At 36.5% G+C, this 22,124-nt stretch carries 21 protein-coding genes and 1 pseudogene; 11 read left to right on the top strand and 11 right to left on the bottom strand.

Features of this window, described 5'->3' with window-relative positions:
- From VI621_RS00795 to VI621_RS00785, 3 genes and pseudogenes are all read left to right on the top strand, one after another.
- Positions 1 to 180 (top strand): annotated as a pseudogene (locus VI621_RS00795) (hypothetical protein); the annotation flags it as partial.
- A gap of 87 nt (positions 181 to 267) precedes the next feature.
- Entirely contained in the window at positions 268 to 1,287 is a 1,020-nt protein-coding gene (gene pheS, locus VI621_RS00790) for a phenylalanine--tRNA ligase subunit alpha (RefSeq protein WP_324216487.1), read from the top strand.
- A 123-nt stretch (positions 1,288 to 1,410) separates the two neighbouring features.
- Positions 1,411 to 1,818, top strand: coding sequence for a hypothetical protein (locus tag VI621_RS00785; protein WP_324216486.1), 408 nt, complete (start codon positions 1,411 to 1,413; stop codon positions 1,816 to 1,818).
- 1 nt (position 1,819) lies between these two features.
- Here VI621_RS00785 and VI621_RS00780 read toward each other — a convergent pair whose 3' ends face one another.
- From VI621_RS00780 to VI621_RS00765, 4 genes are all read right to left on the bottom strand, one after another.
- The gene (locus tag VI621_RS00780) at positions 1,820 to 2,038 is read right to left on the bottom strand and encodes a hypothetical protein (RefSeq protein ID WP_324216485.1); all 219 of its coding nucleotides are present in this window, start codon (positions 2,036 to 2,038) and stop codon (positions 1,820 to 1,822) included.
- A gap of 23 nt (positions 2,039 to 2,061) precedes the next feature.
- Complete coding sequence (locus tag VI621_RS00775) at positions 2,062 to 3,057, bottom strand: NAD(P)H-dependent glycerol-3-phosphate dehydrogenase (RefSeq protein WP_324216484.1); 996 nt, start codon at positions 3,055 to 3,057, stop codon at positions 2,062 to 2,064.
- A gap of 599 nt (positions 3,058 to 3,656) precedes the next feature.
- Complete coding sequence (locus tag VI621_RS00770) at positions 3,657 to 4,820, bottom strand: iron-containing alcohol dehydrogenase (RefSeq protein WP_324216483.1); 1,164 nt, start codon at positions 4,818 to 4,820, stop codon at positions 3,657 to 3,659.
- 4 nt (positions 4,821 to 4,824) lie between these two features.
- Positions 4,825 to 5,598 (bottom strand): type 1 glutamine amidotransferase domain-containing protein, encoded by a 774-nt coding sequence (locus VI621_RS00765; protein ID WP_324216482.1) that lies wholly within the window; start codon positions 5,596 to 5,598, stop codon positions 4,825 to 4,827.
- Positions 5,599 to 5,684: 86 nt separating this feature from the next.
- On the opposite strand from VI621_RS00765, the gene VI621_RS00760 reads away from it, so the two are divergent.
- Positions 5,685 to 6,581: a LysR family transcriptional regulator gene (locus tag VI621_RS00760; RefSeq protein ID WP_324216481.1), complete on the top strand. Its 897-nt coding sequence runs from the start codon at positions 5,685 to 5,687 to the stop codon at positions 6,579 to 6,581.
- Here VI621_RS00760 and nadD read toward each other — a convergent pair whose 3' ends face one another.
- The 5 genes from nadD to VI621_RS00735 form a co-directional block, all read right to left on the bottom strand.
- Positions 6,582 to 7,163, bottom strand: coding sequence for a nicotinate (nicotinamide) nucleotide adenylyltransferase (gene nadD / locus VI621_RS00755; RefSeq protein WP_324216480.1), 582 nt, complete (start codon positions 7,161 to 7,163; stop codon positions 6,582 to 6,584).
- A gap of 3 nt (positions 7,164 to 7,166) precedes the next feature.
- A complete protein-coding gene (gene gmk / locus VI621_RS00750; RefSeq protein WP_324216479.1) occupies positions 7,167 to 7,742 on the bottom strand; it encodes a guanylate kinase in 576 nt (191 codons plus the stop codon).
- A 20-nt stretch (positions 7,743 to 7,762) separates the two neighbouring features.
- Positions 7,763 to 8,623: a YicC/YloC family endoribonuclease gene (locus tag VI621_RS00745; RefSeq protein WP_324216478.1), complete on the bottom strand. Its 861-nt coding sequence runs from the start codon at positions 8,621 to 8,623 to the stop codon at positions 7,763 to 7,765.
- Positions 8,624 to 8,705: 82 nt separating this feature from the next.
- The gene (locus tag VI621_RS00740; RefSeq protein WP_324216477.1) at positions 8,706 to 9,593 is read right to left on the bottom strand and encodes a DMT family transporter; all 888 of its coding nucleotides are present in this window, start codon (positions 9,591 to 9,593) and stop codon (positions 8,706 to 8,708) included.
- Positions 9,586 to 9,942, bottom strand: coding sequence for an arsenate reductase family protein (locus tag VI621_RS00735; protein WP_324216476.1), 357 nt, complete (start codon positions 9,940 to 9,942; stop codon positions 9,586 to 9,588). The genes VI621_RS00740 and VI621_RS00735 overlap by 8 nt, the downstream gene beginning before the upstream one ends.
- Before the next feature lie 82 nt (positions 9,943 to 10,024).
- Here VI621_RS00735 and VI621_RS00730 point away from each other — a divergent pair, with 82 nt between their 5' ends.
- Positions 10,025 to 10,480, top strand: coding sequence for a DinB family protein (locus tag VI621_RS00730; protein WP_324216475.1), 456 nt, complete (start codon positions 10,025 to 10,027; stop codon positions 10,478 to 10,480).
- On the opposite strand, the gene VI621_RS00725 is transcribed toward VI621_RS00730, so the two are convergent.
- On the bottom strand, positions 10,473 to 11,219 hold the full coding sequence (locus VI621_RS00725) for a DUF3298 and DUF4163 domain-containing protein (protein ID WP_324216474.1): 747 nt from the start codon (positions 11,217 to 11,219) through the stop codon (positions 10,473 to 10,475). The two genes, VI621_RS00730 and VI621_RS00725, sit on opposite strands and share 8 nt — an antisense overlap.
- Before the next feature lie 104 nt (positions 11,220 to 11,323).
- Between VI621_RS00725 and VI621_RS00720 the strand changes: the two genes are divergently transcribed.
- Positions 11,324 to 12,466 carry a cystathionine gamma-synthase gene (locus VI621_RS00720; protein WP_324216473.1) on the top strand — a complete coding sequence of 381 codons (1,143 nt, stop codon included), beginning with the start codon at positions 11,324 to 11,326 and terminating at the stop codon, positions 12,464 to 12,466.
- Between the two features lie 73 nt (positions 12,467 to 12,539).
- Here VI621_RS00720 and VI621_RS00715 read toward each other — a convergent pair whose 3' ends face one another.
- The gene (locus tag VI621_RS00715) at positions 12,540 to 13,322 is read right to left on the bottom strand and encodes a THC0290_0291 family protein (protein WP_324216472.1); all 783 of its coding nucleotides are present in this window, start codon (positions 13,320 to 13,322) and stop codon (positions 12,540 to 12,542) included.
- A gap of 262 nt (positions 13,323 to 13,584) precedes the next feature.
- On the opposite strand from VI621_RS00715, the gene gdhA reads away from it, so the two are divergent.
- The 5 genes from gdhA (at position 13,585) to VI621_RS00690 (ending at position 22,095) form a co-directional block, all read left to right on the top strand.
- Complete coding sequence (gene gdhA / locus VI621_RS00710; protein ID WP_324216471.1) at positions 13,585 to 14,928, top strand: NADP-specific glutamate dehydrogenase; 1,344 nt, start codon at positions 13,585 to 13,587, stop codon at positions 14,926 to 14,928.
- 128 nt (positions 14,929 to 15,056) lie between these two features.
- Positions 15,057 to 17,342, top strand: coding sequence for a T9SS type A sorting domain-containing protein (locus VI621_RS00705; RefSeq protein WP_324216470.1), 2,286 nt, complete (start codon positions 15,057 to 15,059; stop codon positions 17,340 to 17,342).
- Positions 17,343 to 17,354: 12 nt separating this feature from the next.
- Complete coding sequence (gene recO / locus VI621_RS00700; RefSeq protein WP_324216469.1) at positions 17,355 to 18,068, top strand: DNA repair protein RecO; 714 nt, start codon at positions 17,355 to 17,357, stop codon at positions 18,066 to 18,068.
- A gap of 181 nt (positions 18,069 to 18,249) precedes the next feature.
- Positions 18,250 to 21,708, top strand: a complete 3,459-nt coding sequence (gene ileS / locus VI621_RS00695; RefSeq protein ID WP_324216468.1) for an isoleucine--tRNA ligase — start codon at positions 18,250 to 18,252, stop codon at positions 21,706 to 21,708.
- A gap of 6 nt (positions 21,709 to 21,714) precedes the next feature.
- A complete protein-coding gene (locus VI621_RS00690; protein WP_324216467.1) occupies positions 21,715 to 22,095 on the top strand; it encodes a TraR/DksA family transcriptional regulator in 381 nt (126 codons plus the stop codon).
- The last annotated feature ends 29 nt before the right edge of the window (positions 22,096 to 22,124 follow it).

Raw genomic sequence — 22,124 nt, 5'->3', positions numbered from 1 at the left:
ATCGCCATTTGTCGTTTATTGGAACCTTATGGATTTTATGAATTCGACTATGTAGACGAAGACGGTTGGCCGCATTACAGAGTAAAAGAAGAACTGCCGCCATTAAAAGCAGGAGAACAATCGGTTTTAATGAAAGAAGCGATTGTGAATTATTTCATAGAAAAAGAGCTGATCGATTAAGGTTTTGTTTTTAGAACGCAAACTTTAGATTTTAACTTTAAACCTGAAACAAATTCCTTAAATTTGCACCTCAATTATTGAATGAAAATGACAGATAAGATAAAAGAATATATTGGCGAAGCAGAAGCTTTTCAAACCCAAAATGCAGCAGATTTAGAAATATTTCGCATCAAATTTTTAGGTAAAAAAGGACTTTTAAATGACTTTTTCGCCGAATTCAAAAACGTGCCTAACGACCAGAAAAAAGAATTCGGTCAAGTCATTAATTTGCTTAAAAACACGGCCGAAGAAAAGGTAAAAACCATTCAGGAAGTACTGGAAAGCAAAGAAGAAATCAAAGGTTTCTATGGCGATTTAACGCGTCCGGCAGAACCTTTAGTGATTGGTTCGCGTCATCCTATTTCAATAGTTAAGAATCAAATCATCGATATCTTTTCCAACATCGGATTCAATGTTTCCGAAGGACCGGAAATCGAAGACGACTGGCATAATTTCACCGCATTGAACTTACCGGAATACCATCCGGCGAGAGACATGCAGGACACGTTTTTCATCCAGACCAATCCCGATATCCTTTTAAGAACCCACACCTCATCTGTGCAAGTTCGTTACATGGAAAACAACAAACCGCCAATCAGAACCATTTCTCCGGGGAGAGTGTTTCGTAACGAGGCCGTTTCATCGCGTTCACACTGTATTTTTCACCAGGTTGAAGGGTTGTATATTGACAAAGACGTTTCTTTCGCCGATTTAAAACAAACGCTTTTATATTTCACCAAAGAAATGTTCGGAAAGTCGAAAATCCGCCTGCGTCCGTCTTATTTTCCATTTACAGAGCCAAGCGCCGAGATTGATATTTACTGGGGACTAAAAACAGAAACCGATTATCGCATCACCAAAGGAACTGGCTGGTTAGAAATTGGAGGCTGTGGAATGGTCGATCCCAATGTATTGAAAAACTGCGGCATCAACCCTGACGAATTCAATGGTTTTGCTTTCGGAATGGGAGTAGAGCGCATCGCCATGCTATTGTATCAAATCGGAGACATCCGAATGTTCTACGAAAACGACGTTCGTTTCTTGGAACAATTCAAGTCTATTATATAAATTTTAAGGAGCTGTTTCCTGCTGTACGCTTGTATCTTTTCTTTTTTAAAGAAAAAAAGAAAAGGATACCGCTTCCATCAGGGCTAGGGCAATTCGTTATAATCCAACAATCGAATCATCAAAATGAAAAAAGACATCACCATACCCGAAGTAGAAAATGTTTTCCTTGCCGCTGTCCCGGAATGGAGCGACGATTTCATGGAAAAGGTTTGGTATGTGTATTTGGTAAATGACAGCGACTTCTTATTAGACGGCGTAATGGTCGTTTCCAAAGCTTTTGGAACTATCGATGGCGAGATGAAAAAAACATCGCTCTTACGTCATGCCTTTGTTGAAGTTCCGGCCGTCTCAGTAGTAAAAATTGAAATGGTAGAAAAAAGTGTTTTGGCGCTGAACAATGAGTTTATGGTCACTTTTTTCATTGGGAACACACTTTACGATAAAAAAATAATTTTCAAAGCCAATTCCATCAACGAAGATGCAATGGAAGAAGTGCCAATTTTATTTGTAGATGGCGTGATGGTGAAGTAACCTATTGCTTATTTTCATTTTTTACTTTCGCTCTCCAATTGATATATCCCAAAACAAATATGCCAAGAACTAAATAACCGGCAGCACGAATATAAAAATTAGGAGTTGAAATCTGTTCCGTAAAAGACATTTCTTTTAAACCAAATATAGTAGTGAAGGCAATCATGAAAACGCCCCAAAAACCACCGCTTTTAATTTGATATTTCCATCTTTCGCTCATACTATTTTTTCTACAAAGGGTTCTTAATCTAACTTATCCGTTAATTTTTTAAACACTTTTTTAGCATCTTTTCCTTCGTATAGAATTTCATAGACGGCATCTATTATTGGTGTTTTTGCTTTGTATTTTTGGTTAAGCATATGGGTGCTTTTTGCTGCATAATAACCTTCGGCAACCATACTCATTTCTAACATTGCATATTGTACCGTATACCCTTTTCCAATCATATTTCCGAACATTCTGTTTCTTGAAAATACCGAATAACCGGTAACCAACAAATCGCCCAGATAAGCGGAATCATTGATATTGCGTTTCATCTTATGTACTTTCTTAATGAATTTTTTCATCTCACGAATGCCGTTACTCATCAAAACTGCCTGGAAATTATCTCCGTAACCTAAACCATGTGCCATTCCTGCAGCAATCGCATAAATGTTTTTTAGCATCGCAGCATATTCTGTACCGATGATGTCATCGGTAATTTTTGTTTTGATATAGTTCCCGGATAAATGTTTGGCCACCACTTTTGCTTTATTAGCATCGCCACAGGCAATTGTCAAGTACGATAATCGTTCTAAGGCAACTTCTTCGGCGTGGCATGGGCCAGTGATTACCCCAATATTTTCGAGCGGAATATTATAAGTTACATTAAAATGCTCTCCAACAATCAAATTGGTTTCGGGAACAATTCCTTTTATGGCAGAAAAAATCACTTTGTCTTGTAGGCTCTCCGTTAATTTTTCTAACTCAGAACTTAAAAAAGCTGATGGAATTGCAAAAATAATGTAATCGGCATAAGCCACCGCTTCATTGATGTCGCTGGTTAATTTTAGCTTGTCGGTATTAAATTCAACAGAACTCAAATAATTTGGATTGTGATGAAAGTTTTTTATATGTTGAATGGCATCCGTATTCCGCATGTACCAAGAAATTTCCGGTAGGTTAACACATAACATTTTTGCAATTGCTGTAGCCCAGCTTCCACCGCCGATTACGGCAAATTTTGGATATTCTGTCATTTTTTTATTTTTTAGCCTCGAATGTTTTATTACGCTCTTATTTTCAGAGGAGTTCACTACCATATTATGTCTGATAAGAACAAACCCTTATGATGTTTAACTTCAATAGAAAAGAGTGCAATGCAATTCGAGAAATAGCTTCTAAAATTTAGAGTTTTCAAAAGTACTTAAAGATGGACGAAGTACAAAGAATTGAGATAGAAGATTTTCCTTTTTGAGCCTAAATTCTAGGATCAGTATAAATTTTATAACTTTTTGTTAAAAATATTTTTTTCTGGATAGATAAATCAATTACTTATGGTTTAAAGCAGCTTTTTTTAAAAGAGGTTAGATTTAGCTTCTGATAAAATTTTAACATAAAATTATGAATTTCCACACAATGCAACGAATAATATGCCGTTATTAATCATAACGAAATCAAATTGTTACATTCGGCTTTAGTAACAGCATAGAAATATGATGCGAAGAACAGAGCTTCGATGTTAATTTGAAGAGTTAGTTAATTTTGTTTTGGTCTTATAAGAAAGGCGTTCTTGAATTATATTCAGGAACGCCTTTTGATTTTATGCTGATGAAGTACAGCATTTATATTTATGGAATTAATAACTCATTTCCACAATTGATTTTACTTTCTCTAAAGTAATATTTTGTTTTTCGCCTAAACCTTTCCAGCCTCTTTCATCAAAACGATTGACAATAAAATCAGCGGTTTTACTGAAGTCTTTGGTGTAATCGGATAGTTTGGTTTCCATTCCCATCGTGTGAAAGAATTCCACTGTTTTGTTAATGGCTTCTTTTGCGATTTCATCGTCATTTCCGGTTAAATTGAAAACACGTTTTCCATATTGGGCCAATTTCCCTTTTTTGGTTTCAAACATGACTTTATATAAACTTGGAGCAATTACCGCCAAAGTTCTGGCATGATCAATTCCGTATAAAGCAGTCAGTTCATGCCCAATCATGTGTGTTGCCCAATCCGTTGGAACTCCTTTTTGGATTAAACCATTCAAAGCCATGGTGCAACTCCACATAAAGTTCGATGCTAAGGCATAATCAGTTGGATTCTCAACCACTTTTGGACCAATTTCCAATAAGGTTTGCAATATGCTCTCGGCAAGCCGGTCTTGTAAATAACCTTCGTGCGGATAGGTTAAATATTGTTCCATTACGTGCGTGAAGGCATCCACAACTCCGTTTTGCAATTGTCTTTTTGGTAAAGAAGCAATAACAGTCGGATCGCAAATCGAGAATTTGGGAAACAAGGCAGAACCGCCAAAAGCCAGTTTTTCGTGAGTAGCTTCAATAGTGACAACCGCTCCGGAATTCATTTCGCTACCGGTTGCAGGCAAAGTCAATACGGTTCCAAAAGGAATGACTTTAGATAAATCAGTAATCAGAATACGTTTTTGAAGAATTTCCATCGGATTTCCTTCATAATGTACTGCAGCCGAAATAAATTTCACGCCATCAATTACAGAGCCACCACCAACAGCAAGGATAAAATCGATTTTTTGTTCTTTGATAATCTCCACGGCTTTCATCAGCGTTTCGAAATGCGGGTTGGGCTCAATGCCTCCAAATTCAACGATTTCAAAACCTTTTAAAGCAGTTTTTACCTGATCGTAAATCCCGTTTTTAAAGATACTTCCGCCGCCATAAGCAAGCAGGATTTTTGCGTCTTTTGGGACAAGCGTTTGAAGTTTTTCTATTTGCCCTTTTCCGAAAACTAAATTCGTGGGATTGTATAATTCGAAGTTTAACATGTTCTTATTTTTTTGAATTCAATTGGTGTAATATTTTTTCAGCCACTAATTTTGAAGAAGCAGGATTTTGACCTGTTATTAGCAATCCGTCTTCAACTGCATGGGGCTGCCATTTGTCAGCTTTGGTATAAATGCCTCCGTTTTTTTGCAAAACATCTTCTAATAAAAAAGGAACAATTTTGGTTAAACCTGCAGCATCTTCTTCATCATTTGTAAATCCGGTTACGTTTTTTCCTTTTACTAAAAAATCACCATTTTTTGCTTTTACATTTTTAAGTACGCCGGGCGCATGACAAACAAAAGCGATTGGTTTATTGTTATTGTAAAAGGATTCAATCAAAGCAATGGAGTTTTTATCTTCGGCTAAATCCCAAAGTGGTCCGTGACCCCCAGGATAGAAAACGGCATCATAATCGGCTTGATTCACCTCGCTTAATTTCAGCGTATTTTTGAGTTTTTCCTGAAGCGCAGTATCTTTATCAAATCTTTTTGTGTCTTCTGTTGCTGATGATGGATCTGCACTTTTTGGATCAGTAGGAGGCTGTCCGCCAAGAGGCGAAGCTATATCAATTTCAACGCCCTGATCTGCTAAAACATAATATGGTGCGGCAAATTCTTCTGTCCAAAATCCTGTTTTTCTTCCTGTGTCGCCCAGTTTATCGTGACTGGTAACAACAAATAATACTTTTTTCATAGTCCTGACTTTTTCTTTATCGACGTTTGTGTTTTTACAACTCACGGTTAATGCAATAATGGCAAATAATGCGATTTTCTTCATAACGAATTTTGTTTATACAAATTTAGGGCAAATATGATATTAGTAAAAATAATTTAAATTATGTTTGTGATAAATATATTTATAACATGGTTAATCTGGAATGGTACAGAACGTTTAAATCGGTTTATAAAAACGGCAATTTTTCTTTGGCTGCAAAAGAATTATTTATCAGTCAACCGGCTGTGAGTCAGCAAATTTCAATGTTGGAAGCACATGTGGGCTATAAATTATTCAATAGAAAATCCAAAGGAGTGGAACCAACGGAATACGCTAAGTTACTGAATAATTTAATTATTGAAGCTCTTGACCGACTTGAAAATGTTGAAAATGGTTTTCGCACCAAAGCATTTAATGCCAACAGATTGATAACGATTGGAATTTCTAAACATTTGATGAATAGTTTGGGAAGTGCTTTGATTTCAAAATTTGATTTTATAGATTTTAGTTTTCATGAAAATGAAATGCTTTTTGAATTGGTGAATGCCAAAAAACTCGATTTTGCCATTGTCACCAAAAAATATGACACTTTTGATACCATTCAGAAAAAGATTGGCGAAATCAAACAAATCATAGTTGGCTCGGCCAATATTGATGCTTCCGGATTAAAATCAAGTATTAAAGCAAAAGATTTTAACGCCATCGAGCTTTGGCTAAATGAACAAAAATGGTTTAGTTTTGATGCCGGGATTCCACATATTAAATTATTTTGGCTGCATGTTTTTAATAAAAAAAGACCTTCGATGGTGCCCAATTATATTATCCCGTCAGAATATGAAATGCTGGAAATACTTTCAAAAAACACGGGAGTTGCAATAGTCTGGGATATTAATGCAAAACATTTTATTCAGGAAGAAAAAATACAATTGTTATGGAATAGCAAGCAAATGCCTGATACGGAAGTGTTTTTATTGTCCGGTAAAAAGGAAGAATTGAGTTCTTTTTTTGAAGATATCGAACAGCAGTTAAAAAAAGTATTGCAATAATTATTTTCTGTAAAAATTATTATGATCAATGTATTCCCAAACTTTTGACGGAAGTAGCGGTTTTACATTCTTGTTGTTTTTAATGCTTTCGCGAATAAAAGTCGACGAAATCTCTACAATCGGAGCCTCAATAAAATGAACTTTCGGATGATTTCTTAATTCAAGATTTTCTACATCCTTTGAAATTCGCGGATAAACATAAATACCATGGTTTTGTAGAATCACTTCGTAGTTTTTCCATTTGTGAAAAGACTTTAAATTGTCTTCGCCCATGATTAACGAGAATTCGTTTTTCGGAAATTTTTCCTGTAAATGTGCCAGCGTATTTACCGTATAATTCGGTTGTGATAACTTGAATTCAATATCCGATGGTTTTATTTTTGGAAAATCTTCGGTAGCCAAATGAACCATTTGCAATCGGTGGTAATCATCGAGCAACGTATCTTTCTTTTTAAACGGATTGTGCGGTGTCACGACCATCCAGATTTGATCCAAATCAGCATGTTCCGCAATATGATTAGCGATAATCAAATGCCCGATATGGATGGGGTTAAACGTTCCGAAATAAAGACCGATTTTCATAGTTTACGAGTTCACAAAATTCTTAACCAACTGATACGCTTCTTCTTTGGCCGTATCCAAATCGTAGTTTTTGATAATCACATCAAACTGAGGCGCGGTGGCCAATTCTACAGAAGCTTTGGCAATGCGCATGTTGATTTTATCATCGCTTTCGGTAGAACGTTTTTTCAAACGGATTTTCAACTCATCAATGCTTGGTGGTTTTACAAAAACGGCCAGTGTTTCCTTTGGGAATTTTGATTTGATACGCAATCCGCCGGCCACATCAATATCGAAAATCACATTTTTGCCTTTTGCCCAAATTCGTTCTACTTCGGATTTTAGTGTTCCGTAAAAATTATCGCGATACACTTCTTCCCATTCCAGGAAATCTTCGGCTTTGATGTGTTTTTTGAACTCTTCTGTCGATATAAAATAATAATCCGTTCCGTTGATTTCTTCACCTCGTGGCTCGCGCGAAGCTGCCGAAATGGAAAATTCCAAATTCAGATCTTCTTTTCCTAATAAATGTCTAACTATGGTAGTTTTTCCTGAACCTGACGGTGCAGAGAATACGATTAATTTGCCTCCTTTATTCATTGTTGTATATCCTTTTAGGATTAAAGAACATTCAAAACCTGTTCTTTTATTTTTTCCAATTCATCTTTCATCATCACGACCAATTTTTGCATTTGTGCATGATTGGATTTTGAACCCATTGTATTGATTTCACGACCCATTTCCTGAGTAATGAAACCTAATTTTCTACCATTGGCTTCTGTTCCGTCAATCGTTTCCAGGAAATAATCCAAATGATTGGTCAAACGTACTTTTTCTTCGGTAATGTCTAATTTCTCTAAATAATAAATCAGTTCCTGCTCGAAACGATTTTCATCCACATTCACTTTTAATTCAGAAATAGCGGTTTGCAAACGGTCTTTTATCGCCTGCACACGTTCCGGGTCTAAAGCCAAAGCATCATTCATGTGTTGACGAATATTGGCAATTCGTAATCGGAACTCTTTCTCCAAAGAAGCGCCTTCGTCTTTTCTGAAATTCAGAATATTCGCTAATCCTTCCTGAATAACAGTTTGAATTTGAGTCCAGTCGTTTTCGTCGATTTCGTCGCGTTCTGTTTTTAAAGCATCGGGCATACGCACCGCCATTTTCATCAATTCAGTTTCATCGGCATTAGCATACACTTCTCTCAACTGGTTGATATAGGCTTTTATGATAGGCACATTTACTTTCGTAGAAGTTTGTTCCGCCGTACTTTCGATGAAAATCGAGAAATCAATTTTACCGCGTTCCAGAGCCAAAGCAATCTGATTGCGCAAGCCCAGTTCCATTTCTCTATAAATGGAAGGCATTCTCACGTTTAAATCTAAACCTTTACTGTTTAAAGATTTTACTTCTATCGTTATTTTTTTGGTTGGAAGCTGCAAAGTTGCTTTTCCGAAACCGGTCATGGATTGTATCATAGGTATATTCTAAAAGACTTCAAAGATAATGAAAAGTGAAAGTGGAAACAGAATTTATGGGTATTTAATAAATGAATCAAAATTAGGATGCTTCTTTTTTCTGTGTAACCAAATAAACGCCGGAGAAAACCAAGACTGCCGCGCCAATTTTAACCCAACTCAATTCGTCTTTTCCTAAACTAATGGCAAATATGGTTGCGAATAACGGTTGTAAATAAATAAATACCGCAACGGTTGTGGGTTTTAATTCTTTCATCGAAAGTAAATTCAATAGATAAGTAAAAAATGTAGAAAAAACCACGACAAAACCTATTTTCCAGCCAATCGCCGTTGGAACAACCGACCAGTCGACTGCTTCAAATTGGCTCCAGCCAAAGGGCAGCACCATTAAAAATCCAAACAGATAAATCCATTTTACAAACGTAAAGGCATTGTATTTATCCATCAATTTTTTGACAATAATCAGATAAAGACCATAAGAAACAGCATTTACAAATACTAGAAAATTACCCAAATTGGCGTTCGTGGCACTTCCGACAGATTTTCCGTAAAGGATTAAAAAAGCGGTGCCTACGAGTCCGAGAACAATTCCAAAAACACTTCGTTTTCGCATGCGTTCTTTCATGATTATAGCCGAAAGCACGAGTACAATTATCGGTGTAGTAACCATAATTACTGAAGCAGAAATAGGCGAAGTCAAACTCAAACCTTTAAAAAAGGTCAGCATATTCAAGGCTACGCCAAACAAGGCTGCGGCTATAATTCGGGGAAAATCATTCAACGCAATTTTTTCCTTTGGCATAAAAAGCCAAACCAGCCAAAACAACAAAACAGAGCCGCCAACTCGCAAAAGAATAAAACCATACGCATCGATATATTGCGGCATGACATCTTTGGCAATCGTAAAAGTGACTCCATAAATCAGAGAAACCAGCGTTGCACCAATAAGGGCGAGCGTTCTTTTAGACATTAGCGAAAACCTTCATCACCTGAAGCATATTTTGCTGCGTATTGCCAATATAAATCTTACCGTCAATAATAAAAACGGGACGACTTAAAAAGGTATAATGTTCTAAAATGTATTTTTTATAATCATCTTCGGTCAGCGACTGATTTTTTAAACCCATCGATTTATAAAGTTGTGCTTTTTTGCTGAAAAGTGCTTCGTAGCTCCCGGAAAGTTCCCGCATAGCTTCTAATTCTTCTATGGTAATCGGGTTTTCTCTGATATCCCGGAAAACCAGTTTGTTGTCCTTCGGCAAAGATTTTATGATTTTTCTACACGTATCGCAGGAAGCGAGATAATATATTGTATCCATTAGGGGAAATTAATTTTGAAAATTCGTTGTGCAAAGAAAATTCATTTGAAACGAAATTTACTATTTTTATAAAAAAATTAAAATGCATCAGACATTCGATATTACCAAAACGAGCAGAAAAGTATTGTCACAAATTTTGGAAAATCATACTTTGGAACAACTCAACAAAATTCCGGAAGGTTTCAAAAACAACCTGATTTGGAATATAGGCCACATTATCGTGGTGCAGCAAATGTTGGTTTATAAATTATCGGGTTTGCCGATGATGATTTCGGACGAAATGGTCGAAAAATATAAAAAAGGCACCAAACCAGAACACATTGTCACACAAGAGGAAGTGGATGAAATGAAATATTTGCTTATCGAAACCATCAATCAGACCGAAGTGGATTTCAATAATAACATCTTCAAAAACTATCAGGAATTCACTACAATGTTAGGTTTTACCTTAAAGAATGCTGAGGATGCTTTGTCTTTCAACTATTATCATGAAGCCGTTCACACCGGAATCATGTTGGGAATTAGAAAATTTATTTAAGCTTCAGCAAATTTTCTATTTCTGCATAAGGGAATAAAAGTTCAATTGGACCTTCGGCGTAAGAAGCAATCTCGTATTGGTTGTAATATAAAAGCAGTCCTTTTTCAGTATAAAAAATGTTGTTTGGCAAGTGAAATTTTTCGTTTTCAAACATCATTCCAGTTGAGTTGATCGGGTCTTTTGTCGGTATTTTAAATTGGTTTCTGAATTTTTGTTCTGCCAGTTTTTCAAAAGTTTTTACATCATGAAACAAAGCGACATTGGCAATGGATTTTCCGGTATTTGGATCAATCAAAATGGAACGTAAACCGCCATAACCGTGTGCGCCGCCAGTAAAGGAATAATGCTTGATTTCGATATTGAGGATTTCGTCTGTTTGATGAATTACTTTTCCATCAATAGAGGCTTCCCAAGGAATATTGTAATCTGGAAATTCTTTGAATAATTGCTCGTACGAACCAATGAAAGACGATAATAATTCATCATAATCCTTAGAAGTATATGGTTTTTCGCCAAAATAGATGATTTCTTTCGCCACCGAAAAAACCGTGTTATTGATGCTGTCGGCAATCGTTTCCATGTTACCAGCAATGGGAACTGTTACTTTTACCGATGTGGAATTTCCTTTACCTGCCAAAGTTGATTTTTTCACAAAAGTCCGATCCGTAAAAATTAATTCTTCCGCAGCACAACTCACAAGTAAAAGTGCAAAAATAAAATAGGGTGCAAGCTTTTTCATTTCAAAAAATGTTAATTAATTACAAAGGAATTTCCCTGAAACTTGGTTAGAAAGAATTAAACGGTAAATTTGTTTAATTATTGAGAATTTTAAAAAATAAAGATATGAAATTTAATACAAAAACCATACACGGAGGTCAACACCATGACCCAAGTACCGGAGCGGTCATGCCGCCGGTGTATCAAACATCAACCTTTGTGCAAACAAGTCCTGGAAAACCATTAAGCGAATACGAATACAGCAGAGCGGCAAATCCAACGCGTTCCGCATTGGAAAATGCGTTGGCCAGTATCGAAAACGGAACCCGCGGATTGGCTTTCTCATCCGGTTTGGCAGCTACTGATTGTGTTTTGCGTTCTTTCAAAGCAGGAGATGAAATCATTGCCATGGATGATTTGTATGGCGGAACGTATAGAATGTTTACCCGCATATATAAAGACTCCGGAATAAAGTTCCATTTTGTGGATATGAATGACATCGAGAAATTCAAGTCATTAATCAACGAAAACACCAAATTGGTTTGGGTGGAAACGCCAACCAATCCGTTGATGAAATTGGCTGATATTCAGGAAATTGCTAAAGTGACGAAAGAAAAGAAAATTCTTTTTGCAGTAGATAATACTTTTGCAACACCATATCTTCAAAAACCGTTGGATTTAGGAGCTGATATTGTAATGCATTCGGCTACCAAATATTTAGGAGGACATTCCGATGTTATTGCAGGGGCTTTAATTGTAAAAGACGAAGCTCTAGGAGAGCAATTGCATTTTCAGCAATTCGCTACCGGGGCCACACTTGGACCGATGGATAGTTTTTTGGTTTTAAGAGGAATTAAAACCTTGCACCTAAGAATGCAAAGACACTGTGAAAACGGGGAAAAAGTCGCGGCATTTTTGAACAACCATCCAAAAGTAAAAACCGTTTATTATCCGGGATTGCCATCGCATCCGTTTCATGAGATTGCTAAAAAGCAAATGAGTGGTTTTGGTGGAATGGTTTCTTTTACGTTTGTTACCGGTAAAAAAGAAGATTCTATTTTATTCTTGGAGAAACTGGAAGTGTTTACTTTGGCAGAATCATTAGGCGGAGTTGAGTCATTGGCGAATCATCCGGCATTAATGACCCATGCGTCGATTCCGGAAGACAAAAGAAAAGAAATCGGAATTACCGATGATTTGGTTCGACTAAGTGTCGGAGTGGAAGATATCGAAGATTTACTTAAGGACTTAGAACAAGCATTTCTATAATTGCTATAGTAGTTTAATAAAAAATGCCCGATGTGAATCGGGCATTTTTTATTATGTTTTATATAAGTCTCATCTATTGTAAATAGTAAATGTATCCAACATTTAACCAAACATTCCAGTCGTTAGCTCTATTTTCTTCATAAACAGCTGGATCAGGATTTAAACCATCAACCCAGTTAGAAAAGTAGTATTGAAGACGCATATCTATCATTAAATCAGATAAAGGAGCTAGTTTGTAACGGGTTCCTACACTTGAAACAACAGACCAAACCGTTCCACCTGCATTGGTAGTTGCACCATAATATTTAATTGGTGTTGTAAGAGGAGTGTCTAAAGGACCTAAAGTAGAATAAGCTTCAGGGTCATAAAAACTGAATTGCCCACCTAAACTTATAAACGGACCCAAACTACCCACTCTTGCGGTAAAATCTCTAATACTCCAAGGGAAAAATTCTAATTGCATTCCAATATTGCTAACAGCAGTACTTCCTCTCATTCCTCTTAGCTGCTGGGCAGTTAAAGAAGTTTTACCGGGAGCAACCCATCTTCCAAAATGTTGTAATTCTGTTTTATTATAAGACAACTCACTTCTCAGTTTAAAGTGGTCGTTAAAATAAGTTTCAGGGGTATAACAGTTACATTCCGCTTTATAGGAAAAGTTTAAATAGTGAATGATACCGACCCCATAGCCAGTATTTCCAGAATTTGTAGAAAAATCATATCTTTCTCCATAATCGGATTGAAAAGCAACTGGGCCTGCAATTGCGCCAATTTCATGAGAAAACCCAAATTGCGCAAAAGCACCACTGGAGTAGCCAAACAGAAACAAACAGAGCGTGATAATGTACTTGTACATTGTTTATAAAGTATTTACAATTCAGGACAAATATATAAAAACATCATTCACTTATAAAATAAAATCACAAAATACTTGATAAAGAAGAAAAAAATCATAAAAACTTTAAAACGTCGGCATAAAAGTCACAGTTAGATAAAAATTCTTAATAAAAAGATAAAACCACTGAGAATACAAAAAAAAGCACGTCATTATTTTTATAAAATGTATATTTGCCGGAACAAACAAAAACGTAATTTAAACGTTAATAATTTTAATTATTATGTCAAAAAGTATTCAATCTTTTGTTGAAGCAGTTGCTAAAAGAAACCCAAATGAGCCTGAATTCATGCAGGCTGTACACGAAGTTGCTGAAACAGTAATTCCGTTTATTGAAGAAAATAAAAAATACCAAAACAAAATGCTTTTGGAAAGAATGGTAGAATCGGAGCGTATTATCATGTTCAGAGTAGTCTGGATTGATGATAAAGGGGAAACTCAAGTGAACAGAGGGTACCGTATCCAAATGAATTCTGCTATCGGACCATACAAAGGTGGAATTCGTTTTCATCCATCTGTAAATCTAAGTATTTTGAAATTCTTAGCTTTCGAACAAACATTCAAAAATAGCTTAACAACATTACCAATGGGTGGTGGAAAAGGTGGAGCTGATTTTGATCCAAAAGGAAAATCAGATAATGAGGTGATGCGTTTTTGTCAAGCGTTTATGACAGAATTGTCTAAACACATTGGTGGAAATACAGACGTTCCTGCCGGAGATATCGGTGTTGGAGGAAGAGAAGTTGGTTACATGTTCGGTCAATATAAAAGACTTAGAAACGAATTTACAGGAGTTTTAACTGGAAAAGGAATTTCTTTCGGAGGTTCATTAATCCGTCCGGAAGCTACAGGATATGGTGATGTGTATTTTGCACAAAGTATGTTGAAAACCAAAGGAGACAGTTTTACCGGAAAAACGATAGTAGTTTCTGGTTCAGGAAACGTGGCGCAATATGCAGCTGAAAAAGCAACTCAATTAGGAGGTAAAGTAGTTACTATGTCTGATTCATCAGGATATATCTACGATGCTGACGGAATTGATGCTGAAAAGTTAGCGCACGTAATGGAAATCAAAAACGAACTAAGAGGTAGAATTGGAGATTATTTAAAAAAATATCCAAAAGCAAAATTCGTAGCAGGAAAACGTCCTTGGGAAGTGAAATGTGATGTGGCTTTACCATGTGCTACCCAAAACGAATTAAACGAAGAAGAAGCAAAAGCTTTAGTAGCTAACGGATGTATCTGTGTGGCTGAAGGAGCAAATATGCCTTCTACACCGGAAGCAGTTATCGTTTTCCAAAAAGCAAAAATCTTATTTGCACCAGGAAAAGCATCAAATGCAGGTGGAGTGGCTACTTCAGGTCTGGAAATGTCTCAAAACTCTTTGAGATTAAGCTGGGCTTCTGAAGAAGTAGACGAAAGATTAAAAACGATTATGTTAGATATTCATGCTTCATGTGTGAAATATGGCTCAGACGCAACAGGTTATGTTGACTACGTAAAAGGAGCTAACATTGCCGGATTTGTAAAAGTGGCTGACGCTATGCTTGCACAAGGTGTTGTGTAATTTACAAACACAATATATAAATATGAAAATGCCTTCCTTTTATGGGAGGCATTTTTTTTACTTCCTATATGAAAATTCAAATATTTCCGTTTTGTATTATATTTGTCTTTCAATCTGATTAAATTATAATGAAAAAATATTTTATTACTTTCCTTTTCCTCCTCACAATGCAAATGGGTTATGCCCAAAACAATCAATTATGGAAAGGGTATTTTTCATATAATGAAATAAAAGATATTTCTCAGTCGCCAACAGTTTTCTTTGCGGGTTCAGAGAATGCTTTATTTTCTAAAAATTTAAGCACAGAGACATTAAAAACAACCAATACAATCGACGGGCTTTCGGGACAAACCATAACTTCAATTTACCATAGTCCGACCTTTAATAAAACTCTGATTGGTTATCAAAACGGATTGATGATTGTTATCAATGAAGCCGACGGCAGCATGCTGAATGTAGTTGATATAATCACGAATGGGGTAGCCCAAAATTTAAAAAAAATCAATCACTTCATGGAGCATGACGGAATTGTATATGTTTCCTGCGATTTTGGAATTGTACAATACAATCTGGCTACTTCAGGATTCGGAGATACCTATCGGATTGGAGATTCAGGTGCGGAAATCAGCGTAACGCAAACCGCTATTTCCAATGGCTATATTTATGCTTCAACTTCCAGCGGTATCCGAAGGGCATCAATTACAAATCCAAATCTAAATGATTACAATCAGTGGGCTCTGCTTGCCGGAAATAGTTGGTCAAGTATTGAAACTTTTGGTAGTGAGCTTATGACTATCGCAAATTGGGGCGAAATATTTAAGATTAACGGAACTTCACTTGTTTCCTTTTTTCAACTTCCAATGCCTGCTGCTGATATGAGAGCAAGCGGCGACTATTTGATTGTCACTACCCAAAATACAGTTTATGTTTACAATCAAAGTCTGAGTTTAATAGCCCAAGTAAACAGCAATCAAATTCCAGATATGACTGCCAAATTTACTTGTGCAACAATTATCAATGGTGTTATTTTTATAGGAACATTAGAGAATGGGGTGATAACAACAGCAATTAATGATCTTTCAGCATTTGAATTTATAAACCCTGACGGTCCTTTAAGAAACAATATTTTTGCCATAAACACCGCAACAAACAATCTCTGGGCAGTTTATGGGGATTATAATATCTCTTACAATCCGGATCCCTTGGATTATTATGGGATTAGTAAGTTTACATCAACCGGGTGGCAAAACACGCCTTATAATGATATTCAGCAATCTGTTGGTCAAGATGTCGCCTCAATGGTCAGAATCGCGGTTAATCCCAACAACGAAAATGAGGTTTATGTAAGTTCTTTTCATTCAGGATTGCTTAAAATAGAAAATGATATTCCGAGTGTGCTTTACAATCAAAACAATAGCGGTCTTGAGTCATTTGTTGGAGCAAATACACTCAGAATTAACGGGACGGCATTTGATAAATCCGGAAATTTATGGGTTACAAACAGCATGGTAAAAAACGGATTGAAAGTTTTAAAAACAGACGGACAATGGCAATCCTATAGTATGGAAAACTACTATCAGGAAGTTGGAAAATTCAATATGGGAAGGTTGTCCATTGATAAAAACGGGACTAAATGGATGGTTACACGAGACGATGGAGTTATAGCCTTCAATGAAAATGGGAATGTTTACCAAAAAATAAAAATGGGTTCAGAAGATGGCAACCTTCCCATAAACGACGTAAGAGTTGCTACGGTTGACAATAGAAACCAACTGTGGATTGGAACCAGAAAAGGATTACGGGTACTTTCGAGCGTAGATCGTTTTTTGAGTGAAGAGCAATTGACAACCAACGCCATAATAATTTTAGAGGACGACCTTGCCCAGGAATTATTATTCGAACAGTTTATAACCGATATTGTAGTTGATGGCGCCAATAATAAATGGATAGGAACCGCCGATTCGGGAATTTTCATGGTTTCGCCAAACGGTCAGGAAACGATTTATCATTTCACTATAAACAATTCTCCATTGCCAAGCAATACCATCAATGATATCGATATAAACGGAACAACAGGAGAAGTTTTCATCGCAACAGACAAAGGATTGATTTCTTTCAAAGGAACCTCGACAAAACCAAGCGAAGATTTGAGTAATGTAATAGTCTATCCAAATCCGGTGCGACCAGAATTTGAAGGAACCGTAAAAATCAGCGGATTGTTGAATAAATGCAATGTAAAGATCACCGATATCGAAGGAAATCTCGTTCATGAAGCCATCGCCGAAGGCGGAACCATCGAATGGGATACCAAAGTTTTCGGAAAAAACAAAGTAACTTCAGGTGTATACATGATATTTATTTCGGCCCAAGACGGCATTGAAACCAAAGTCAAAAAAGTAATGATAATCAGATAATTTCCAAAAACCATGTTGGTTAAAACAAAAGCCATTGTAATCAGTTCCCTCAAATACCAAGAGAAAAGCCTGATTGTAAAATGCTTCACCCAATCCGATGGCTTAAAATCCTACTTTGTCCGCGATGCCTTTTCATCCAGAAAAAGCAATCAGAAAATAGCGTATTTTCAACCGTTGACCATTCTCGAAATCGAAGCCGTTCACAAAAATAAAGGCACTTTAGAAAATTTCAAAGAATTAAAATTAGCGAACACTTTTCAAACTATTCATAACGATGTGGTCAAAAGTACGATTGTTATGTTCCTGTCCGAAATGCTGCACCACAGCATCCATGAGGAAGAAAAAAATGAGGCGTTATTCGTGTTTTTAGAAACTGCTTTAATGTGGCTCGATACTCATGATGAAACTGCCAATTTTCATCTGATTTTACTGTTGGAAATCACCAAATATTTAGGATTCTATCCCGATATTTCCGATATGGATATGCCTTTTTTTGAAATGACCGAAGGAATTTTCACGCCATTTCACGGTATAAATTCCTTGTCTGAACACGAAACCAATCTCTTCAAAAAACTCATCGATTTAAAATTCGATTATGACATGAAAACATTCCACGTCATCGAAAGACAATTGCTGTTAAAAATTGTAATCGATTACTACAGTTTTCATCTGCAAGGATTTAAAAAACCAAAATCTCTCGACGTTTTAAAAGAGGTTTTCTCCTAACTGATTTGGGCGTGACCCGCAAGAAAAATGCGGGTCGGGCTGTCCGTTTCAATCTTTTCCTTTTTAAAGAAAAAAAGGAAAAGGATTTTCACTACTATCCCTCACGCAAAAACTCCCCACTCATAACTCATAACTCATAACTATTTATTACTTTCGCAAATCGATTAAAGAAAACGACAAAATGAGCACAAAATTCACTGAATACAAAGGACTTGACTTGCCAACGGTAGCGTCAGAAGTTCTTGATTTCTGGAAAAAAGAAAACATCTTCGAAAAAAGCGTTACCACACGTGAAGGAAACCCACCATTCGTATTTTTTGAAGGTCCGCCTTCAGCAAACGGATTGCCTGGTATTCACCACGTTATGGCCCGTGCGATCAAAGATATTTTCTGTCGTTATAAAACTCAAAAAGGGTTCCAGGTAAAGCGAAAAGCCGGATGGGATACGCATGGTTTACCCGTAGAATTGGGAACCGAAAAAGAATTAGGAATTACCAAAGAAGATATCGGAAAAACCATTTCCATCGAAGAATACAACGAAGCGTGTAAAAATACCGTAATGCGTTATACCGACGTGTGGAATGACCTGACCGAAAAAATGGGATATTGGGTAGATATGGAAGATCCGTATGTGACCTACAAACCCAAGTATATGGAAACCGTTTGGTGGATTTTGAAACAAATCTATAACAAAGAGTTGATGTACAAAGGCTACACCATCCAGCCGTATTCACCAAAGGCAGGAACCGGATTGAGTTCTCATGAAGTCAACCAGCCGGGAAGTTACCGTGATGTTACCGATACAACGGTTGTGGCTCAGTTCAAAGTTATTGAAGAACACAAAGAACTTTTGTTCTCTAAGTTTTACGATTACATCACTTCGAAAAACTTGCAGGATTACAAATTAGAATTCTTAGATTTAGATGAAATCCATTTCTTAGCCTGGACCACAACTCCATGGACTTTACCGAGTAATACGGCTTTGACGGTTGGACCAAGAATCGAGTATGTATTGGTAAAAACGTTCAACCAATATACCTTCCGACCAATTTCAGTGGTTTTGGCTAAAAACTTAGTCGGAAAACAATTTGGGAAAGGGTTTTTCGAAAGCAATGAAATAACCGATTTTGAAAATTTCAAAGAAGGAGATAAAAATATTCCTTACCAAATCCTTGCCGAATGCAAAGGTTCCGATTTAGTTGGAATCCGTTACGAACAATTATTGCCTTTCGCTTTACCTTATCAAAATCCGGAAAATGCGTTCAGAGTAATTTCAGGAGATTTTGTAACGACAGAAGACGGAACCGGAATTGTACATACAGCCCCGACTTTTGGTGCGGATGATGCTAAAGTAGCCAAAGAAGCTACACCGGAAGTGCCACCATTATTGGTTTTGGACGAAAACGGAAACCTAGTGCCATTGGTAGATTTACAAGGAAAATTCACTTCGCACATGGGTGAATATGGAGGGAAATACGTTAAAAACGAATATTACAACGATGGCGAAGCCCCGGAACGTTCCGTAGATGTGGAACTTGCCATTCGTTTGAAAGAAGAAAATAAAGCATTTAAAGTAGAAAAATACGTGCACAGTTATCCGCATTGCTGGAGAACCGACAAGCCTATTTTATATTACCCTTTAGATTCCTGGTTTATAAAAATTTCGGAAGTTAAAGACAGAATGTTCGACTTAAACGAGACCATTAACTGGAAGCCAAAAGCAACAGGGGAAGGCCGTTTTGGGAATTGGTTGAAAAATGCCAATGACTGGAATTTATCACGTTCAAGATTCTGGGGAATTCCATTGCCAATATGGAGAACCGAGGAAGGAACAGAAGAAATTCTAATAGGTTCGGTAGAAGAATTATACAACGAAATAGAAAAATCAATACAAGCAGGTTTTCAAAAAGAAAATCCTTTTAAAGGATTCGAAATTGGAAATATGGATGAATCCAATTATGATTTAATTGATTTGCATAAAAATGTAGTCGATGAAATCACCTTGGTTTCTGCTTCGGGAAAACCGATGAAACGGGAAGCTGATTTGATTGACGTTTGGTTTGATTCCGGGTCAATGCCTTATGCACAATGGCATTATCCTTTTGAAAATAAAGATAAAATTGATCAAAATAAAGATTTTCCAGCGGATTTCATTGCCGAAGGAGTGGACCAAACGCGTGGTTGGTTCTATACATTACACGCTATCGCAACATTGGTTTTTGATAAAGTAGCTTACAAAAATGTTGTTTCTAATGGATTAGTTTTAGACAAAAATGGACAAAAAATGTCCAAACGTTTAGGGAATGCTGCCGATCCTTTTGAAACATTAAGAGAATATGGTCCTGATGCCACCCGTTGGTATATGATCTCTAACGCGAATCCTTGGGACAACCTAAAATTTGACTTAGAAGGAATCGCTGAGGTACGTCGTAAATTCTTCGGAACCTTATACAATACCTATTCATTCTTTAGTTTATATGCTAATATTGATGGATTTAAATACGAAGAAGCTGAAATTCCATTAAAAGAAAGACCGGAAATTGACCAATGGATTATTTCCGAATTGAACACTTTAATTGCAGATGTAGACGGTTTTTATGCGGATTACGAACCAACCAAAGCCGCTCGTGCAATTTCGGAATTTGTTCAGGAAAATTTGAGTAACTGGTATGTTCGTTTGTGCAGAAGACGTTTCTGGAAAGGCGAATATGCGCAGGATAAAATTGCGGCTTATCAAACATTATATACCTGTTTGCTAACCATAAGTAAGTTGGGCGCTCCAATTGCTCCGTTTTTTATGGATAAACTTTACAGAGATCTAACACAAAGAACACAATCAGAAAAATTTGATAGTGTACATTTGGCGGAGTTTCCAAAAAGCGTTGAAAACTTTGTTGATAAATCATTAGAGAGCAAAATGCAGAAAGCACAGACCATTTCCTCGCTTGTATTATCACTGAGAAAAAAGGAAATGATTAAAGTGCGTCAACCATTACGAAAGGTAATGATTCCGGTGCTTGACAATGCCTATCGTTTGGAGATTGAAGCTATTTCCGACCTGATAAAAGCGGAAGTTAACGTGAAAGAAATTGAACTTCTGGATGATGCTTCAGGAATATTGGTAAAACAAATTAAGCCTAATTTTAAAACATTAGGACCGCGTTTCGGAAAAGATATGGGGTTGATTTCCAAAGAAATACAAGGTTTCTCTCAAGAACAAATCAGTCAATTGGAAAGAGATAGTGAAATTAGTGTTATTATTGCAGGAAAAAGCATAACTTTAACATTAGAAGATGTAGAAATAGCATCACAGGATATTGAGGGTTGGCTGGTTGCAAATTCTGGAAATATTACAGTAGCTTTGGATATAACGATTACCGAAGACTTAAGAAAAGAAGGAATTGCGAGAGAGTTGGTCAACAGGATTCAGAATTTAAGAAAGGATTCCGGTTTTGAAGTGACGGATAAAATCAAAGTGTATGTGCAAAAAGATGGCGCTATTGAAGAAGCCATAAAGTCTAACGAGCAATACATAAAAGACGAAACGTTAACCGAAGAAATAGTAATTCAGGATAAAATAGAAAACGGTACAGAAATTGTATTCGACGAAGTAAAAACAATGTTATTAATTTCAAAGTAAGGGATTATGGTAGATCAAACCACTAGATACTCAGATGCTGATTTAGCAGAGTTCAAGGAAATTATTTTAAATAAAATAGAAAAAGCGCAGGCCGATTTAGATTTAATCAAAAGCGCCTATATGAACGATTTGAATAATGGAACAGACGATACGTCGCCAACATTCAAAGCATTCGAAGAAGGAAGTGAAACTATGTCAAAAGAAGCCAACTCGCAATTAGCTATCCGTCAGGAAAAGTTTATTCGTGATTTGAAAAATGCACTTTTCCGTGTTGAAAGCAAAACCTATGGGGTTTGTAAAGTAACCGGAAAACTAATCAACAAAGAAAGATTGAAAATAGTTCCTCATGCCACCATGAGTATCGAAGCAAAAAACTTGCAACGATAATAATTCCTTCTGATTACAATAAAAAAACG

It is taken from the genome of Flavobacterium sp., assembly GCF_035292545.1.
In the GTDB taxonomy this organism is placed as follows: domain Bacteria; phylum Bacteroidota; class Bacteroidia; order Flavobacteriales; family Flavobacteriaceae; genus Flavobacterium.
The sequence above is the reverse complement of the archived record's forward strand: the minus strand, read 5'-3'. Positions and strand labels throughout refer to the sequence as shown.

Coding starts and splice junctions, on each gene's coding strand:
- recO (WP_324216469.1), top strand. CDS start 17,355: ATGTTGGTTAAAACAAAAGCCATTGTAATCAGTTCCCTCAAATACCAA.
- nadD (WP_324216480.1), bottom strand. CDS start 7,163: ATGAAAATCGGTCTTTATTTCGGAACGTTTAACCCCATCCATATCGGG.
- VI621_RS00780 (WP_324216485.1), bottom strand. CDS start 2,038: ATGAGCGAAAGATGGAAATATCAAATTAAAAGCGGTGGTTTTTGGGGC.
- VI621_RS00720 (WP_324216473.1), top strand. CDS start 11,324: ATGAAATTTAATACAAAAACCATACACGGAGGTCAACACCATGACCCA.
- VI621_RS00785 (WP_324216486.1), top strand. CDS start 1,411: ATGAAAAAAGACATCACCATACCCGAAGTAGAAAATGTTTTCCTTGCC.
- VI621_RS00745 (WP_324216478.1), bottom strand. CDS start 8,623: ATGATACAATCCATGACCGGTTTCGGAAAAGCAACTTTGCAGCTTCCA.
- VI621_RS00770 (WP_324216483.1), bottom strand. CDS start 4,820: ATGTTAAACTTCGAATTATACAATCCCACGAATTTAGTTTTCGGAAAA.
- pheS (WP_324216487.1), top strand. CDS start 268: ATGACAGATAAGATAAAAGAATATATTGGCGAAGCAGAAGCTTTTCAA.
- VI621_RS00725 (WP_324216474.1), bottom strand. CDS start 11,219: ATGAAAAAGCTTGCACCCTATTTTATTTTTGCACTTTTACTTGTGAGT.
- VI621_RS00715 (WP_324216472.1), bottom strand. CDS start 13,322: ATGTACAAGTACATTATCACGCTCTGTTTGTTTCTGTTTGGCTACTCC.
- VI621_RS00740 (WP_324216477.1), bottom strand. CDS start 9,593: ATGTCTAAAAGAACGCTCGCCCTTATTGGTGCAACGCTGGTTTCTCTG.
- VI621_RS00765 (WP_324216482.1), bottom strand. CDS start 5,598: ATGAAGAAAATCGCATTATTTGCCATTATTGCATTAACCGTGAGTTGT.
- VI621_RS00735 (WP_324216476.1), bottom strand. CDS start 9,942: ATGGATACAATATATTATCTCGCTTCCTGCGATACGTGTAGAAAAATC.
- VI621_RS00705 (WP_324216470.1), top strand. CDS start 15,057: ATGAAAAAATATTTTATTACTTTCCTTTTCCTCCTCACAATGCAAATG.
- gdhA (WP_324216471.1), top strand. CDS start 13,585: ATGTCAAAAAGTATTCAATCTTTTGTTGAAGCAGTTGCTAAAAGAAAC.
- VI621_RS00730 (WP_324216475.1), top strand. CDS start 10,025: ATGCATCAGACATTCGATATTACCAAAACGAGCAGAAAAGTATTGTCA.
- gmk (WP_324216479.1), bottom strand. CDS start 7,742: ATGAATAAAGGAGGCAAATTAATCGTATTCTCTGCACCGTCAGGTTCA.
- VI621_RS00775 (WP_324216484.1), bottom strand. CDS start 3,057: ATGACAGAATATCCAAAATTTGCCGTAATCGGCGGTGGAAGCTGGGCT.
- VI621_RS00690 (WP_324216467.1), top strand. CDS start 21,715: ATGGTAGATCAAACCACTAGATACTCAGATGCTGATTTAGCAGAGTTC.
- VI621_RS00760 (WP_324216481.1), top strand. CDS start 5,685: ATGGTTAATCTGGAATGGTACAGAACGTTTAAATCGGTTTATAAAAAC.
- ileS (WP_324216468.1), top strand. CDS start 18,250: ATGAGCACAAAATTCACTGAATACAAAGGACTTGACTTGCCAACGGTA.